The sequence below is a fragment of the Intestinimonas butyriciproducens genome (assembly GCF_016901775.1).
Lineage (GTDB): Bacteria > Bacillota > Clostridia > Oscillospirales > Butyricicoccaceae > Pseudobutyricicoccus.
This window is the reverse complement of the sequence record NZ_JACJKW010000008.1, coordinates 21471-37188: the sequence shown is the minus strand read 5'-3', so window position 1 is coordinate 37188 and position 15718 is coordinate 21471. Positions and strand designations below refer to the sequence as shown.

The 15718-nt window shown below is 57.8% G+C and carries 20 protein-coding genes; all 20 read left to right on the top strand.

What is annotated here, in order from left to right; all coding sequences use genetic code 11:
- Positions 1-24: 24 nt before the first annotated feature.
- The 20 genes from H6A25_RS05635 to H6A25_RS05545 all read left to right on the top strand — a co-directional run bounded on the left by H6A25_RS05635 (position 25) and on the right by H6A25_RS05545 (position 15714).
- On the top strand, positions 25-675 hold the full coding sequence (locus H6A25_RS05635; protein WP_204751009.1) for a site-2 protease family protein: 651 nt from the start codon (positions 25-27) through the stop codon (positions 673-675).
- Positions 672-1388: a segregation and condensation protein A gene (locus H6A25_RS05630; RefSeq protein WP_204751008.1), complete on the top strand. Its 717-nt coding sequence runs from the start codon at positions 672-674 to the stop codon at positions 1386-1388. The genes H6A25_RS05635 and H6A25_RS05630 overlap by 4 nt, the downstream gene beginning before the upstream one ends.
- Position 1389: 1 nt before the next feature.
- A complete protein-coding gene (scpB, locus tag H6A25_RS05625) occupies positions 1390-1989 on the top strand; it encodes an SMC-Scp complex subunit ScpB (RefSeq protein ID WP_204751007.1) in 600 nt (199 codons plus the stop codon).
- Positions 1990-1999: 10 nt separating this feature from the next.
- Complete coding sequence (locus H6A25_RS05620; RefSeq protein WP_204751006.1) at positions 2000-2209, top strand: hypothetical protein; 210 nt, start codon at positions 2000-2002, stop codon at positions 2207-2209.
- A gap of 136 nt (positions 2210-2345) precedes the next feature.
- Positions 2346-2726, top strand: a complete 381-nt coding sequence (locus tag H6A25_RS05615) for a DUF2953 domain-containing protein (protein WP_204751005.1) — start codon at positions 2346-2348, stop codon at positions 2724-2726.
- Positions 2723-3097 (top strand): GerW family sporulation protein, encoded by a 375-nt coding sequence (gene ytfJ, locus H6A25_RS05610; RefSeq protein ID WP_204751004.1) that lies wholly within the window; start codon positions 2723-2725, stop codon positions 3095-3097. The genes H6A25_RS05615 and ytfJ overlap by 4 nt, the downstream gene beginning before the upstream one ends.
- Positions 3098-3141: 44 nt before the next feature.
- Positions 3142-4260, top strand: coding sequence for a D-alanyl-D-alanine carboxypeptidase family protein (locus tag H6A25_RS05605; protein WP_204751003.1), 1119 nt, complete (start codon positions 3142-3144; stop codon positions 4258-4260).
- Positions 4261-4286: 26 nt separating this feature from the next.
- Positions 4287-5015 carry a pseudouridine synthase gene (locus H6A25_RS05600; RefSeq protein WP_204751002.1) on the top strand — a complete coding sequence of 243 codons (729 nt, stop codon included), beginning with the start codon at positions 4287-4289 and terminating at the stop codon, positions 5013-5015.
- 12 nt (positions 5016-5027) lie between these two features.
- Positions 5028-5879: a MurR/RpiR family transcriptional regulator gene (locus tag H6A25_RS05595; RefSeq protein WP_204751001.1), complete on the top strand. Its 852-nt coding sequence runs from the start codon at positions 5028-5030 to the stop codon at positions 5877-5879.
- Entirely contained in the window at positions 5876-7111 is a 1236-nt protein-coding gene (locus H6A25_RS05590) for an NAD(P)/FAD-dependent oxidoreductase (protein ID WP_204751000.1), read from the top strand. The genes H6A25_RS05595 and H6A25_RS05590 overlap by 4 nt, the downstream gene beginning before the upstream one ends.
- A 3-nt stretch (positions 7112-7114) precedes the next feature.
- Positions 7115-7801 carry a (d)CMP kinase gene (gene cmk, locus H6A25_RS05585; RefSeq protein WP_204750999.1) on the top strand — a complete coding sequence of 229 codons (687 nt, stop codon included), beginning with the start codon at positions 7115-7117 and terminating at the stop codon, positions 7799-7801.
- Positions 7791-8396 (top strand): lysophospholipid acyltransferase family protein, encoded by a 606-nt coding sequence (locus H6A25_RS05580; RefSeq protein ID WP_204750998.1) that lies wholly within the window; start codon positions 7791-7793, stop codon positions 8394-8396. Before cmk ends, H6A25_RS05580 begins: the two co-directional genes overlap by 11 nt.
- Complete coding sequence (locus H6A25_RS05575; RefSeq protein WP_345941586.1) at positions 8389-10347, top strand: bifunctional 4-hydroxy-3-methylbut-2-enyl diphosphate reductase/30S ribosomal protein S1; 1959 nt, start codon at positions 8389-8391, stop codon at positions 10345-10347. The genes H6A25_RS05580 and H6A25_RS05575 overlap by 8 nt, the downstream gene beginning before the upstream one ends.
- A 124-nt stretch (positions 10348-10471) precedes the next feature.
- Positions 10472-11200 (top strand): sporulation protein YunB, encoded by a 729-nt coding sequence (gene yunB, locus H6A25_RS05570; RefSeq protein ID WP_204750996.1) that lies wholly within the window; start codon positions 10472-10474, stop codon positions 11198-11200.
- Positions 11201-11223: 23 nt separating this feature from the next.
- Entirely contained in the window at positions 11224-13233 is a 2010-nt protein-coding gene (ligA, locus tag H6A25_RS05565; protein WP_204750995.1) for an NAD-dependent DNA ligase LigA, read from the top strand.
- On the top strand, positions 13230-13415 hold the full coding sequence (locus H6A25_RS05560) for a hypothetical protein (RefSeq protein ID WP_204750994.1): 186 nt from the start codon (positions 13230-13232) through the stop codon (positions 13413-13415). Before ligA ends, H6A25_RS05560 begins: the two co-directional genes overlap by 4 nt.
- A 258-nt stretch (positions 13416-13673) precedes the next feature.
- Complete coding sequence (locus H6A25_RS12760) at positions 13674-14735, top strand: stage III sporulation protein AB (protein ID WP_243423258.1); 1062 nt, start codon at positions 13674-13676, stop codon at positions 14733-14735.
- Positions 14659-15114 carry a stage III sporulation protein AB gene (locus H6A25_RS05555; protein WP_243423257.1) on the top strand — a complete coding sequence of 152 codons (456 nt, stop codon included), beginning with the start codon at positions 14659-14661 and terminating at the stop codon, positions 15112-15114. Before H6A25_RS12760 ends, H6A25_RS05555 begins: the two co-directional genes overlap by 77 nt.
- Before the next feature lie 19 nt (positions 15115-15133).
- Positions 15134-15328 carry a stage III sporulation protein AC gene (spoIIIAC, locus tag H6A25_RS05550; RefSeq protein WP_118425974.1) on the top strand — a complete coding sequence of 65 codons (195 nt, stop codon included), beginning with the start codon at positions 15134-15136 and terminating at the stop codon, positions 15326-15328.
- Positions 15329-15330: 2 nt separating this feature from the next.
- On the top strand, positions 15331-15714 hold the full coding sequence (locus H6A25_RS05545; protein WP_204750992.1) for a stage III sporulation AC/AD family protein: 384 nt from the start codon (positions 15331-15333) through the stop codon (positions 15712-15714).
- Positions 15715-15718 lie beyond the last annotated feature (4 nt).

Genomic DNA, 15718 nt, shown 5'->3' with positions numbered 1-15718 from the left:
TTGGAACCTTGATAAGGAGATACCATGTTGGGAAACTCTCTTCGAAACTACATGATCCTCATCCCGGCGGTGCTTATTGCCCTGATGTTCCATGAATTGGCTCACGGACTTGTGGCATACTGGCTGGGGGACGATACCGCCAAGCGGGCCGGACGGCTCACCCTCAACCCCCTGGATCACCTGGATCCTCTGGGTACATTGTGCATGATCTTTTTCGGTTTTGGCTGGGCCAAACCGGTGCCGGTGAACACCAGCCGGTTCCGCCATCGGAAGGTGGGCATGGCCCTTACCGCCCTGGCAGGACCGCTGGCCAATTTCCTTTTGAGCTTTGTGCTGATCTTTATCGCGCTTCTGATGCAGACCCTTTCGCCTGGGAACCGGATCCTTCTGGCCCTCAGCCGGTTTTTCATCCAGACCGGACAGCTCAGTGTCTGCCTGGGCGTATTCAACCTGATCCCCATTCCGCCGCTGGACGGCTCCCGGGTGCTCCAGGTATTGCTGCCCAACAAGATCTATTATAAGCTTTATCGATATGAGGCCTATTTCCAGATCGGCCTGATCGTGCTTTTGTTTCTGGGGGCCTTCAACAACCTGCTCTACACCCTCCAGGTGGATATGCTTTCCCTTATTGTAGACAGTTCGGCCCGGGTGCTTTCGGTGCTGGGCCTTCTATGAAAAGTCCGCTGACTTATCATCTGGAGACCTTTGACGGGCCGCTGGATCTGCTGCTTCATTTGATCTCCAAAAATAAGGTGAATATTTACGATATTCCCATCGCTCAGATTCTGGAGCAATATATGGAGCAGCTGCGCCGGATGGAGGAAATGGATCTGGAGGTCACCAGCGATTTTGTAGCCATGGCGGCTCAGCTGATGTATATCAAGTCCAAAATGCTCCTGCCGGTCTATCCGGAGGAAGGGGAGGAAGATCCCCGGAAGCCCTTGGTGGAGGCCCTGCTGGAATACAAAAAGTGCAAGAAGGCCAGCGGCCTTCTGGAAGAGCGGATGGAGCTGGGCCGGGATCTTTATACCAAGCCCCCTGAGGTGCAGAAAAGGGAGGAAAAGCCGGAATACCACTACACCGCCCAGGTGCTGCAAAAGGCCATTGAGACCATTCTCCAGCGCCGGGAGCGGAGGAGCCCGCCTCCTTTGCGGCTGTTTCATGGGGTGGTGGGAAGAGAGCCGGTTCCGGTGGCGGGGAAGCTGCAGCTTTTGGCCGAAAGACTGGCTGTGCAACACCGCCTGGATTTTGAAAGTCTGGTGCTGGAGTGCCGCAGCCGTTCCGAGGTGGTGGCTTTGTTTCTGGCGGTGCTGGAACTGTCCAAAGCCAATAAACTGGCCATTGTGGAGCAGGAAGAGGGATATCTTTTGACGCTTGCGGGAGAATAGAATGGAAGCCAATGAATTGCAGTGCGCTCTGGAAGCGGTGCTTTTTGCCGCAGGGGAGCCGGTGGCCGTGGACAAATTGTGCCAGGTGCTGGAAGTGCCGGAGCAGACCCTCCATGAGGCTGCCCAGGCCTTGGCAGGAGAATATGACTACGCCCGCCGGGGTATCAAATTGGTGCGGCTGGAGGACCGGTATCAGCTGTGTTCCCGGGCCGATTACGCCCCATGGGTGCGGCGGGCGCTGGAAATGCGCCGGGCCCCTGCTTTGTCTGCGGCGGCCCTGGAAGTGCTGGCCATCGCCGCTTACCGGCAGCCGGTAACCAGGGTGTATATCGAGCAGGTGCGGGGTGTGGACAGCAGCTATACCATTCGCTCTTTGTGCGAAAAGGGGCTGTTGGAAGAATGTGGGAAGCTGGATGTGCCCGGCCGGCCCACCCTGTTTCGCACCACTGGCGATTTTCTCCGTTCCTTTGGCCTTTCCTCCCTCACCGAACTGCCGGAGATCGAGGGGCTGGAGGGAGAGCAAATGGAGCAGCCAACCCTGCCCATGATGGACAAAGAAGAAAAGACGGACACCGAAGAGGCGGAGGCGGCAGCGAAGTGAAGATCCTGTTATGGGTGCTGATGGGGTTGGGAGGACTCTTGCTTTTCCTCTTGATCCTTTTGATCCTGGTTCTGTTGCTGCCGGCCCGGGTGCGGATACAGCTGCGGCAGGAAAAGTTTTTTTTGTGGGCAGGACTGGGGCCTTTCCGTCTGCGGCTGCTGCCATGGAAAGAGAAAAAGCCCCCAAAAGAGAAAAAAGCCAAAAAACAGAAAAAGTCTGAAAAGCGGGAAAACCCAAAGCCACAGAAGGAGGAAACTCCGCCTTCGCCGCCATCTCAGGCGGAAAGAGCAAAGGTCCCAGAAAAAACGGCGCCTCAGATCCGCAAGGAAAAGGAGAGCACCATACCTTCTGGCGGCATGGAGAAGCTGGACATCCCCTATATTATGGACCTGATCCATCTGGGGCTTTCGGCCATGGAGCAGTTCCGGCGGGCGCTGCGGATAGATCGGTTTCTGCTGGATTGTGTCATTGCCACAGAAGATGCCGCCAAAACCGCCATGGCTTATGGCGCCGCCGCTGCGGGCGTGGGGATGTTTCTGCCCTTGCTGGAGGAAAGCCTGCGGGTGCGGGAAAAAGATATCCAGATAACTTGTGATTTTGAAAAAACAGAAAGCCAGATTTTCTTGGAGATACAGGTGTCGGCGCTGGTATTCCAGCTGCTGATCATTGGAATCAAAGTGCTGCGGGAGTTCCTGCGGCTTCGGAAACAACATGACCAGGAGGCAGTGTCTGTATGAATGAAATCAGCGATGTGATGAAAGAGACCATGTCCAAAATCAAAGAGATGGTGGATGTAAACACCATCGTGGGCAGCCCCATCACCACCCCTGATGGGGTGACCCTCATCCCGGTTTCCAAGGTGACCTTCGGCTTTGCCGCCGGAGGCAGCGATGGAAAAGCCAAGGAAGGGGGGAAGCCGCCGGTGCGTTTTGGCGCGGGAAGCGGCGCAGGCGTGACCATTTCGCCGGTGGCCTTCATCGTTCTCACCGGAGAAAATGCACGGCTTTTGTATGTGGATCCCCCGGCCAACACGGCGGTGGATAAGATCATCGACCTGGTGCCCCAGGTGGTGGATAAGATCAAGGAATACAAGGAAGGCAAAGAATAATCTTTCCCGCCTGCCCGTAAGTATCCCATGGGCAGGTGAGAAGAATGAAAAAACGATTGACAGCAGCGGCTTTGGTGTGTTTGCTCCTTTTTCCCTTGGAGAGTCTGGGGGTGTGGAAGGAATTGGAAGGGGCGCAGGTGTCGGCCAAAGGGGCCGCTTTGTATGATCCCGCAGCCAACACATTCCTCTATGAAAAGCAGGGAGATACCCAGCTTCCCATGGCCAGCACCACCAAGATCATGACGGCACTTCTGGTGCTGGAGCATCTTCCGCTGGAAGAAGAGCACATCATAAGGCCGGAGTGGACGGGGATTGAAGGTTCCTCCATCTATCTGAAGGGGGGAGAAACGCTGACCACCTATGATCTGCTTTGCGGCCTTTTGCTGGAAAGCGGCAATGATGCGGCAGTGGCCCTTTCCTGCCTGGTTTCCGGCAGCGAAGAGGCTTTTTGCCGTTTGATGAATGAAAAGGCAGCAGAGCTGGGGCTTGAAAACACCCATTTCCAAAGCGCCAGCGGCCTGGATGGTGATGCACATTACACCACCGCCAAGGATCTGGCCCGTTTGACCGGCGCGGCCATGGAGAAGGAGGAATTTGCCGCTATTGTTTCACAAAAGACCATTTCTACCGGGGATCGGGTGATGAAAAACCACAACAAGCTGCTCACCCTTTCCCAGGAGGTCTGCGGCGTCAAAACCGGCTTCACCAAAAAGGCAGGCCGGTGTCTGGTTTCGGCGGCCCGGCGGGAAGGGCGGCTGCTCATTGCCGTGACTCTGAACGCCCCCGACGACTGGAATGACCATCTGCGTCTCTATGACAGCGCCTTTTCCCTGTGTGCTCCCCGGCAAGTGCTGGAGGGCGGAGCGGTGGGAAGCGCCCTGGTGCTTTCCGGGGAAAAAAGCCAGGTAGAGCTTTACTGTAATGGCTCTTTTGCGCCCTTTCTGACAGAGGAAGAAGGGCAAAATGTAAGCGTGCAGGTAGTAGGCCCGCAGACGGTGTGCGCTCCGGTGCAGGCCGGGGAGGTTTACGGTGCGCTCCGGGTGCAGCTGGGGGATGGGGTGATCTACGAAACCCCGGTCTATTACAAAGAAACAGTGGAAAAACTGCCCCCGGCCAAAAATTTCTGGCAGAAGATCTGGCAGGGATTATGGGGCGGAAAATAGAGAAAAACAGGAAAGGGGGAATGGACTTGAAGGAAAGACTGCAAAAGATCCTGTCGGCCAGCGGCGTTTGCTCCCGCCGCAAAGGGGAAGAGCTGATCGCCCAGGGACTGGTGACAGTGAATGGGAAAAAAGCCCAGGTGGGAGACGGCGCCGATCCGGAAAAAGACATCATTGCCGTGAGAGGAAAGCCTTTGGGCCAAAAACCCCCTGGCCTTTACATCATGCTCCACAAACCCCGGGGCTATGTGACCACTGCCCAGGATGAAAAAGGGCGGAGAACGGTGCTGGATTTGCTGGGCGGCGTACCCGGCCGGGTCTATCCCGTGGGGCGGCTGGATATGGATTCGGAAGGGCTGCTGCTTCTGACCAACGACGGCGATCTGACTCTTCAGCTGACCCACCCTTCCCATGAGGTGGGCAAAAAATATCTGCTGGAGTTGGATACACCGGAGGAAGACCCGGTGATGGGGCTGACCAGTCCCATGAGCCTGGATGGCCGCCCGCTGGCCCCGGTGCAGGCCAAGCGGGTGAAAGAGGAAAAGGGCCGTACTTTTTTGCTTCTCACCATCCATGAAGGCCGCAACCGGCAGATCCGCCGGATGTGCCAGCAAAGGGGTTACCGGCTGCGGCGGCTCAAGCGGGTGGCCATGGGCCGGCTCTCTTTGGGGGATTTGCCGCCGGGAAAGTGGCGGCATCTTACGGCTGGTGAAGTGGCCTATTTGAAAAACCTTGGATCCATAAAGGATAGAGGATAGGGGAAAAAGAGAATGAAACGAATCAATGACGCCATCAACGAATCCTTCGGGGATTTTACCAAAAACCAAAAGGTATTGTCTCAGTTTATCCTCAGCTACTGCGACAAAGCCGCTTTTATGACAGCGGCGGAAATCGCCGCAGCCTCAGGGGTGAGCCAGTCCACCGTGGTGCGCTTTGCCCTGGCCCTGGGGTATGAGACCTTTACCGCCTTTCGCAACGCCCTTCAGAACGAGCTGAAATACCGGATCACCGCTTTGGAAAAATTCGAGCTTTTGAACAGCGAGGAGCTCTCCGATTCCTCGGTGTTTGAAAGCCTGGCCCAGGCCGACACCCTGAACATCAAAAAGACGCTGGCGGTCAACAGTTCCGACGGGCTGAAGAATGTATGCACCCGGCTGCAATTTGCCTCCAAGATCTACATATACGGCCAGGGGGCCTGTCAGTGCGGGGCGGTGTACCTGGGCTCCTATCTGCGCACTTTGCTGGGCAGCGTGTGCGTGGTCAATCAGACGGGGGAGGACCCGCTGACCTCCATTGCCACCATCGGCGGCAGCGATCTGCTGTTTTGCATCAGCCTGCCCCGGCACACCGAGCAGACCCGGATGCTGCTGGAATACGCCCAGGAGCGGGATGCCTGCATCATCACCGTCAGTGAAGGCCCCGAGTCGGAGACGGCGGCCATGGCGGACATCAATCTCAGCGCCGAATGCGGCGATTATGGAGCGGCCGGGTCGCTGGCCCCGCTGCTCACCTTGCTCAATACTCTGGTGTGTCTCATCGTCCGCAGCGATGACAAAGCGGAAAAGCGGCTGCGTCTGGTGGACGAGCTTCCCCGGTATCTGCTGCGGGAGGAGAGCCGATGAAAGAAGTTTTGGTCATCGGCGCCGGAGCGGCCGGCATGATGGCGGCCATCCGGGCCGCCCAGCAGGGCTGTAAGGTCACCGTGCTGGAAAAGGGCAGAGGGCCGGGCACCAAGCTGAACATCACCGGCAAAGGCCGGTGCAATGTGACCAATGACTGCGATGTGGACACCCTGATTCGCAATGTGCCCCGCAACGGCCGGTTTCTGTTCAGCGCCTTTCACGGCTTCACTTCCCAGGATGCCATGGCCTTTTTTGAGGGGCTGGGCGTGCCGCTGAAAACCGAGCGGGGCCAGCGGGTCTTTCCGGTGAGCGACCGGGCCAGGGATGTGAGCGGTGCGTTGCGGGAGAGGATGCACCGTCTGGGCGTGGGGGTCATTTCCGCCCGGGCCAGGGAGATTTTAACAGAAGAAGAAAAAGTCTCCGGGGTACTCACATCCAAGGGGGAGCGTCTGACGGCCCAGAGTGTCATTGTGGCCACAGGGGGTCTTTCCTATCCCACCACCGGCTCCGATGGAGACGGCTTCCGGATGGCCCAAAACCTGGGGCATACGGTAGAAAAACTGCGGCCTTCCCTGATTTGGCTGCGTACCCGGGAAAAAGACCCGGCCCGGCTGGAAGGGCTTTCTTTGCGGAATGTGCAGGTGTCCATCCGCAAGGGGAAAAAGAAGATCTATGAGGATTTCGGAGAAATGGTCTTTACCTCCAAGGGGGTGTCGGGGCCGGTGATCCTCAGTGCTTCGGCCCACATCTGCCGGAAACTGCCGGAAGAGGCATTTGATCTGCTCATCGACCTGAAGCCCGCCCTGGACAGAGAGACTCTGGACAAGCGGGTGCTGCGGGATTTTGAAAAGAACATCAACCGGGACTTTATCAATGCCCTGGGTGAGCTTTTGCCCCACAAACTCATTCCGGTGGTGGTGGAGCGCTCGGGCATCGACGGGCGGAAAAAGGTGCACGAGATCACAAAAGGAGAGCGGGAACGCCTTTGCGAGACGATAAAGGCCTTCCGCTTGACAGTGGTTGATGCAGGCCCTATGGAAGAGGCGATCGTCACTTCCGGTGGGGTGAAAGTGAAGGAGATCGACCCTCGCACCATGGAATCCAAATTGGTGCCGGGTCTTTACTTTGCCGGGGAAGTGATGGATGTGGATGCTTATACCGGCGGCTTTAATTTGCAGATCGCCTGGTCCACCGGCCATGCCGCTGGAATGGCCCAGGGAGAGGAGAGATAGGATATGGGGAAAGAAACCATCAATGTGGCCATTGACGGCCCTTCTGGTGCAGGGAAGAGCACCATGGCCCGGCTGCTGGCCCAGCAGCTCCATTTTGTCTATGTGGACACCGGGGCCATGTACCGCTCCATCGGCCTGTTTGCCCAAAGGGCTGGGCTGAAAGAGGAGAACATAGGGCGGCTGGAAGGAATGCTCTGCGGCATTTCCATTGACATCCGCTACGAAGGGGGGTTCCAGCATATCTTCCTCAATGGAGAGGATGTGTCGGACAAGATCCGCACCGAGGAAATCTCCCGGTATGCCTCCCTGGTGTCGGCTCTGCCGCCGGTGCGCCAGTTCCTTTTGGGATTGCAGCGGCGTCTGGCAGAGGAAAACGATGTGGTGATGGACGGCCGGGACATCGGCACGGTGATCCTGCCCCAGGCCCAGGTAAAGATTTTCCTCACCGCTACGGCGGAAGAGCGGGCCCGCCGCCGCCATCGGGAGCTTTTGGAAAAAGGGGAAAATATCTCCTATGAGCAGGTCTATCAGGACTTGCTCCAGCGGGACGAAAAGGATACCACCCGGGCAGCGGCCCCTCTTCGTCCGGCGGAGGACGCCGTGCTTTTCAACAGCACGGAATACAACCTGGAGGAAACGCTTTTTGAGCTGAAAAAAATCATAAGGGAGAAAACCGGCCATGCTGTATAATCTCATTGTGTATGTGGTGCATTTTGCTCTGCTTCCCATCTACCGTCTCAAGGTGCAGGGGGCCGAGAAGATCCCGGAAGGGGCCGCAGTGGTCTGCGGCAACCACACCGCCCGGGTGGATGCGGTGGTGGTGTTCCTGGCCCTGTTCCTGAAAGGTAACCGGCCGGCCATCATCGCCAAGGCGGAACTGTTCCGCAATCCCATCGCACGGTGGTTCTTTACCTATATGGGCGCATTTCCCGTGGATCGGGGCAAGGCTGACCTGACGGCCATCAAAAAAGCCCTGACTGTGCTGAAAAAGGGACAGAAACTGATTATTTTTCCTGAGGGCACCCGGGTGAAGGAAGGCATGAGCAGCGAAGCCAAAAGCGGCGCTGCCATGATGGCCGTCCGCACCGGGAGCCCGGTGCTGCCGGTGTACATCACCCCTGGCCGGAAGGCCTTCCGGGGCTGCACTGTCACCTTCGGCGATCCCTTCTATCTGCCCAAGCCGGAAAAAGGGGAACATGACCCTTACAAAAAAGGCGCCGATCAGATCATGGAGAAGATCTGGGAAATCGGCAAGAGCCGGGGGGAGGCAACACCTCGTGGGTAAGATCACTGTGGCCAAAAACGCCGGATACTGCTATGGCGTGCGCCGGGCCATTGAAAAGGCCGAAAGCCTGGGAGGAAAAGGACGGAAGGTGTATACCGCCGGGCCGTTGATCCACAATAAATTTGTCGTGGAGCAGCTTGAGGGAAAGGGCATCTTTTCCCGGGAGGACATCGAGAGCATCCCCGATGGGGCCGCTGTGGTGGTGCGGGCCCACGGCATCACCCTGGAAAAGCAGCAGCGGCTGATGGAAAAGGGCTGCCAGCTGGAGGACGCCACCTGTCCCCATGTGGGGCGCATTCACCGGATCGTGGAGGAAGAGAGCGGGAAGGGACGGCATATCCTGCTGATCGGCGCGGGAAAACATCCCGAGGTTCTGGGCATCGCTTCCCGGTGCAAAAGCTGTACGATACTGGAAAATGAGGCCCAGGCCCGGGAGTGGGCAGAAAAAAACAGTCAAATAGCTGTATCGGTGGTGTCCCAAACCACCTTCAATCGTGAAATTTTTGTAAATTGCACAAAAATATTAAAAAACGCTTGTAAAAGCATCAACATCTTTGATACAATATGTAATGCTACGGATGAGCGTCAGAAAGAGGCGCGCACCCTGGCATCTGGATCTGACCTTGTGATCGTCATCGGCGACCAGACAAGCAGCAATTCGCGCAGGCTCTACGAAATCTGCCTTCAGGCGTGCCCCGATACCCTTTTTGTGGAAAATGCCCAGGGGATTCCTCAGGGGCACTGTCGTGGGAAACAAGCGATTGCCATTGCCGCCGGTGCGTCCACGCCAGATCTGATAATTAAGGAGGTATATGACAAGATGACTGACGAAATGAACATCCAGGAAACAGAAAGCTTCGCTGAGCTGCTGGAGCAGACTCTGAAAACTTTACATACAGGAGAAAAGGTGACGGGCGTTATCACACAGATCAACCCCACGGACATCCATGTGGACCTGGGCGTCAAGCAGGCCGGCTACATTCCCACCACTGAGCTGAGCGACGACCCCAACTATGTGATCGCTGACAACATCCACATCGGCGACGAAATCGAAGCCTATGTCATGCGCGTCAACGACCAGGAAGGCACCATCATGCTGTCCAAGAAGCGCCTGGACGCTGTGAAGAACTGGGAAGTTTTGGAGAAGGCTGTGGAGACCGGCGAAGTCTATGACTGCGTCATCACCGATGTGAACAAGGGCGGCGTTATCGCCAATGTGCTGGGCATCCGGGTCTTTATCCCCGCCAGCCAGACCGGCCTGCCCCGGGAAGCTGACCTGTCCCAGATGGTCAAGACCCATCAGAAGGTGCGCATCACCGAAGTGACCCGTCCCCGCCGCCGGGTGGTCGGCTCCATCAAGGCTCCTCTCATGGAAGCCCGCCGGGAAGCTGCTGCTAAGATCTGGGAAGAGATCGAAGTGGGTTCGGTGTACACCGGCACTGTCAAGTCCTTCACCTCCTATGGCGCCTTTGTGGACATCGGCGGTGTGGACGGCATGATCCATATCTCCGAGCTGAGCTGGTCCCGGGTGAAGCATCCCTCTGATGTGTTGAAGATCGGCCAGACCGTTGAGGTGTATGTCATCGCTCTGGACAAGGAGAAGAAGAAGATCTCCCTGGGCTACAAGAAGGCCGAGGACAACCCCTGGACCAAGTTCGAGTCCAACTACAATGTGGGCGATGTGGTTCCTGTGAAGATCGTCAAGTTCATGCCCTTCGGCGCCTTTGCTGAGGTTCTGCCCGGCGTGGACGGCCTGATCCACATTTCCCAGATCGCTGACCGCCGCATCGGCAAGCCCGAAGAGGTGCTGACCATCGGCGAGACTGTCAATGCCAAGATCACCGACATCGACAGCGAGAAGAAGAAGATCTCCCTGAGCATCCGCGCTCTGCTGGACGCTTCCAACAACCAGCCTGAAGAGGTGGAGGCCGAGGAGACCGACGCCGAATAAGGCCTGATAGGGTCCATTGATTTGCCTGACAGGGCGTGGGGATAAGCCCCACGCCCTTTTTTGGTACTTCCCCCTGAAAAAACGCATAGAATGGCTTAAGGGCAAACAGGGGGAGGACGAGAAAATGGGCCAAAGAAGAAGACGCTCCCGGCGGCAGATCTTTTTTTATGTGCAGCACAGGGGCAATGCCCGCCTGGCCGTTTTGCTGGCTCTGGGCACTTTTGGGGCTCTGGCCTTTTTGCTCATGGACCTTCAGCTGCGTCCCCAAATCAGGGAATGGGGCCAGGCCCGGGCCCGGTATCTGGCTACCCAGGCCATCAACCAGGCCATCAGCCAGGAGCTGGAAGAAAACGGAGATGAATACCAGGATCTGGTTCGCTTTGAGAAGGATCAGTTCGGGCAGATACTGGCGGTGCAGACCGATGTGGTCAAGGTCAATACCATGAAATCCCGTATGATTGCCCGGGTGTCGCAGAAACTAAACGATGCATCCGCCGCCACCATCCGAATCCCCTTGGGCAATGCCACCGGCATGGATCTGCTCTATGGCCGGGGCCCCAAGATCCCCTTGCGGATGATTCCCCTGGGCAGCGCCAATGCAGACTTTGTCAGCGTCTTTACCAATGCGGGAATCAACCAGACCCGGCACCAGGTGGTCATCCAGGCGGAAGTGGAGCTGAGTGTGCTGGCTCCCGGTTCGGAAACCACTCTGACGGTGAGCAGCCAGATTTCGGTGGCCGAGACAGTGCTCATCGGCAATGTGCCCGACAGCTATACCTACCTGGACACCCAGGGAGAAAATTTGCTTCAGGATTATTATCTTTTGAAAAACAAGGGGGATCAGGCGACCTGATCCCCTGGGACGGAGGAAATGCCATGACCGTCAAGGAACAAATGGATCAGCTCACCGATGAGCTGATTGTTCATGCCAGAAAATATTACGAAGAGGATGCCCCGGAGATCTCCGACTTTGAATATGACGCTCTGTCCCGTCAGCTGCGCCAGCTGGAACAGGAGTATCCCCAGTGGGCCAGAGCCGATTCTCCCACCCAGCGCATTGGCGGCGAACCTTTGGAGGGGTTTGACGAGGTGCGCCACGACTACCCCATGGAGAGTTTGCAGGATGTGTTTTCCTATGAGGAACTGTGGGAGTTCGACCGGAAGATCAAGGAGCAGTTCCCTCAGGCCCTCTATTCGGTGGAAGTGAAGATTGATGGCCTTTCGGTGGCTTTGGATTACCGGGATGGGCTTTTTTATCAGGGAGCCACCCGGGGCAATGGAGTGGTGGGAGAAGATATCACCCAGAACCTGCGCACCATTCACAGCATTCCGTTGAAGATCGACACATCCATCCCCCGGCTGGTGGTGCGGGGGGAAGTGTATATGCCCTTTGAGGCCTTCCAGCGGCTCAACGCCCTGCGGGAAGAGGAGGAACAGCCTCTCTTTGCCAATCCCCGGAATGCGGCGGCCGGTTCCCTCCGGCAGCTGGATCCGGCGGTGGCCGCAAAGCGGGGCCTGCGCATTTTGTGCTTCAATCTGCAAAATGCCCAGGAAGCGGGCTTCGGGAGCCATTATGACTCCCTGGAAAGCCTTTCGGCCCTGGGCTTTCCGGTGGTGGAGCCCAGACTGCGCACCAGCTCCATGGATGAAGTGATCCGGTTCATTGAGAAGGCCGGAGAAGAGCGGGACAAACTGTCTTTTGGCATCGACGGCATCGTTATCAAGGTAGACCAGCTGGCCTATCGGGAGGAGCTGGGCAGCACCGCCAAGGCTCCCCGCTGGGCGGTGGCCTACAAATATCCCCCGGAAGTGAAGGAGACCCGGCTGCTGGACATCACCATCCAGGTGGGGCGCACCGGGGTGCTCACTCCCAACGCCGTGCTGGAACCGGTGCGTCTGGCCGGCACCACCGTCAGCCGGGCCACGCTGCACAACCGGGATTTCATCAAAAGCAAGGACATCCGCATTGGAGATATTGTCCGGGTGCGGAAGGCCGGGGAGATCATCCCCGAAGTGCTGGAAGTGGTGCGGGAGAAGCGGGAAGGGGAATTGCCGGAGTTCCATATGCCGGAGACTTGCCCGGTGTGCGGCGCTCCGGTGCTGGAAGACCCGGAGGAAGCCGCTGTCCGCTGCACCGGCGCCGAGTGTCCCGCCCAGCTGGCCCGGAACATCACCCACTTTGCCAGCCGGGACGCCATGGATATTGAGGGCTTGGGCCCGGCCATCGTCCACAGTTTGCTAAGAAATGGACTGATCCGCTCCCAGGCCGACCTATACTTCCTGAAAAAGGAAGATGTGGCCGCCCTGGAGGGGATGGGGGACAAATCGGCAGAAAATCTGCTGTCCCAGCTGGAAAAGAGCAAGGAAAATCCCCTGGAGCGGGTGCTTTATGCTTTTGGTATCCGCCATGTGGGCCAGAAGACCGCCCAGGTGCTGGCCCGGCATTTCCCCACTATAGAAAAACTGGAAGAGGCCAGCGCAGAAGAGCTGACCGCCGTGCGGGACATCGGGGGCAAGACCGCCATCAGCCTGCATCAGTGGCTCCACTCCCAACAGGGACAGCATCTGATTCATCGGCTGAAGGAAGCGGGGGTCAACTTTACCCAGCCCCAGACCCAGGTGGGGGATCTGTTCCAAGGAAAGACCTTTGTGCTCACCGGCACTCTGCGCCATTTCTCCCGCTCCCAGGGGCAGAAGCTCATTGAAAGCCTGGGAGGCAAAGCGTCCTCTTCGGTGTCCAAAAAGACCAGCTATGTGCTGGCTGGGGAGGAAGCAGGCTCCAAGCTGGAGAAGGCCCTGTCTTTGGGCGTGCCTGTTTTGTCCGAAGAAGAATTTATTCAGATGCTGCCGCCAGACATTCTGGCCAAACAAGGAGAAAACAAATGAAAAAAGCGGAACGGGGAAAAGCGATATTTGTTGTCACCGTTTGCATTGCAGGCGCCATCGTTATTTGCTCCATCCCTTATTTCTTTCATCTGTTTTTGAATGAACCCTTTTGCCACTTTGGGGGCATATTCGCCCGCCGGGTTTCCCGGCGGGCCAGACTGTCAAAAAACTTATCTAGCTAGGGGAAACTATTTGCCCTACTTCTCATCAATCCGCAAAAAGCTGCGACCTGTGCGTGGCTTTTTGCACCAATCAAGGGGCCAGTGTGCGCCAAAGGCGTGCATGCAGCACCTTGCAAAAACTCGAAAAAGTGGCGGAAGACACTTTTTCGACGCGCTCGCCCGCCGGGTTTCCCGGCGGGCTTTTTCTTTTGCGAAAAGGACAAGGTGTTCTAAAACAGAAGGACGAGCCGTATATCTTCTTATGGGAGGGACACGGAAATGAAAGAGGAAAAACAAAGGAAAGATCTGTTTCAGATGGCGCTGGGGCTTCTGCCTCAGAATCTGGCCCGGGCCGCGGATACCCTGGACGAAGGAGAGCGGCTTTCCTGCGAAGAACTGCGTCTGCGGGCCGGGCAGCCTTTTCTGGCCAGGACAGAAGGAAAAATGGTCACGCTGCCCCGGGGCGGAGAGCCGATACTGGTGACGGCCGGGGATCTGGATCATCTGTTGGCCCGATGCACCAGCTATTCGGTGCACACCTACGCACCCCAGATCGCCCAGGGCTATGTGCCTTTGCCAGGAGGATGCCGCCTGGGCGTATGCGGCGAGGGAATTTTGGGAGATCGGGGAGAGATCACCGCTTTCCGCCGGTATTCCAGCGCAAATCTTCGCCTGGCCCGGCAGGTGCCCCACCTGGCCCAGCCCCTGCAGCCCTGTCTCACAGAAGAAGGCCGGCTGCAAAGCGTGCTGGTGCTTTCGCCGCCAGGAGGGGGGAAAACCACTCTGCTGCGGGAGCTGGTGAAGCTCTATTCCGGAGAAGGCAGCGTGTCTTTGGTGGACGAGCGGGGAGAAGTGGCGGCCTGCCGGGAAGGAGTTCCTCAATACGATGTGGGGAGCCAGACCGATATCCTCACCGGCTGTCCCAAGGGGGTGGCCATGGAGGCTATGGTGCGTTCTATGGGTCCTCAGTGGATCGCTTTGGACGAGATCACCGGAACGGGGGATTGCGGCGCGATGCTGCTGGCCCGGGGCTGCGGCTGCGGTTTTCTGGCCACGGCCCACGGCAAGGAGCCGGAAGATCTGTGGCGCCGTCCGGCCTATCGCAGGCTGGTGGAGGAAGGGGTCTTTTCCCGCCTGGTGCGCATTGTTTCCCGGGAAGGGAAGCGGGTCTATGAAGTCTATGCCATCCGAAAGGAGGAAACAGCAAATGCTGAAACTGTTGGGAGCGCTGCTCATTACCGGAGGCTTGGGGGCGGCTGGGTACTTGACCAGCTTTCTGCTGCAAAAAAGAGTGCTTGCCATCCGATCCTTTGTGGACGGGCTGACATTGCTTTCCAGTGAGATCGGAGAAAAGCGGACGCCTTTGCCCCAGGCCGCAGCCCTTTGCGCCCGGGAGAGCCGGGGGAGCGGGAGAAGGTTCTGGGAGGAATTTTGCCGCCTTTTGGACAAAGAGCCGGGAGAAGATCTGGCAGGGATCTACCGGCGGACCCTTTTCCAGGGGGATTGGGGGCTGGAGAGCGGCGATCTGCGGGAGCTGGCCGCTCTGGGACCGGTGTTGGGCCGGTACTATGGAGACATTCAGGTGCAGGCCATCGCCCAGTGCCAGAAACGGCTGGAGCGCAACCTTCTGGCGGCAGAACAGGAAGTGAGCAGCCGGGGCCGGATCGCCCGGGCCGCAGGATTTTCCGCCGGCATCGCTCTGGCGCTGCTGGTGATTTGAAAAAACAGGAGAGAAAACCATGCAGATCGATCTGATTTTCAAAGTGGCAGCCATCGGCATCATTGTGGCGGTGCTGGGACAGCTGCTCATCCGCTCCGGGCGGGAGGAACAGGCCATGCTCACCACTCTGGCCGGGCTGATCGTGGTGCTGATGATCATCGTCCAGCAGATCGGCCAGCTGTTTGAGACCATCAAAAATGTGTTTGGGTTTTAGTTATGGAGCTTGTGATCAAAAGCGCAGCACTGGCTCTGGTGGCCCTGGTGCTGGCGGTGTTTCTCCACCGGTACAGTCCCCAGATGGCACTTCTCACCGCCCTTTGCGCCTGCGCCCTGCTGTTATTCTGGCTCATCCCCCAGCTTTCCGCCCTGGTTTCGGCGGCGGGGAACCTGGCGGCCCAGGCCGGACTTTCACAGAAGGAATTGCTGCCTCTCTGCAAGGTGATGGGAGTGGCTCTTTGCACCCGGCTGACAGCGGAACTGTGCCGGGACAACGGGAACCGGGCCCTGGCCGCTCAGGTGGAGCTGTGCGGGGCCGTCTGCGGCCTTTTGTGCGCTCTGCCTCTGATCGAGCAGGCTCTGGGGCTTGTGGGAGTCCTTTGAAAAA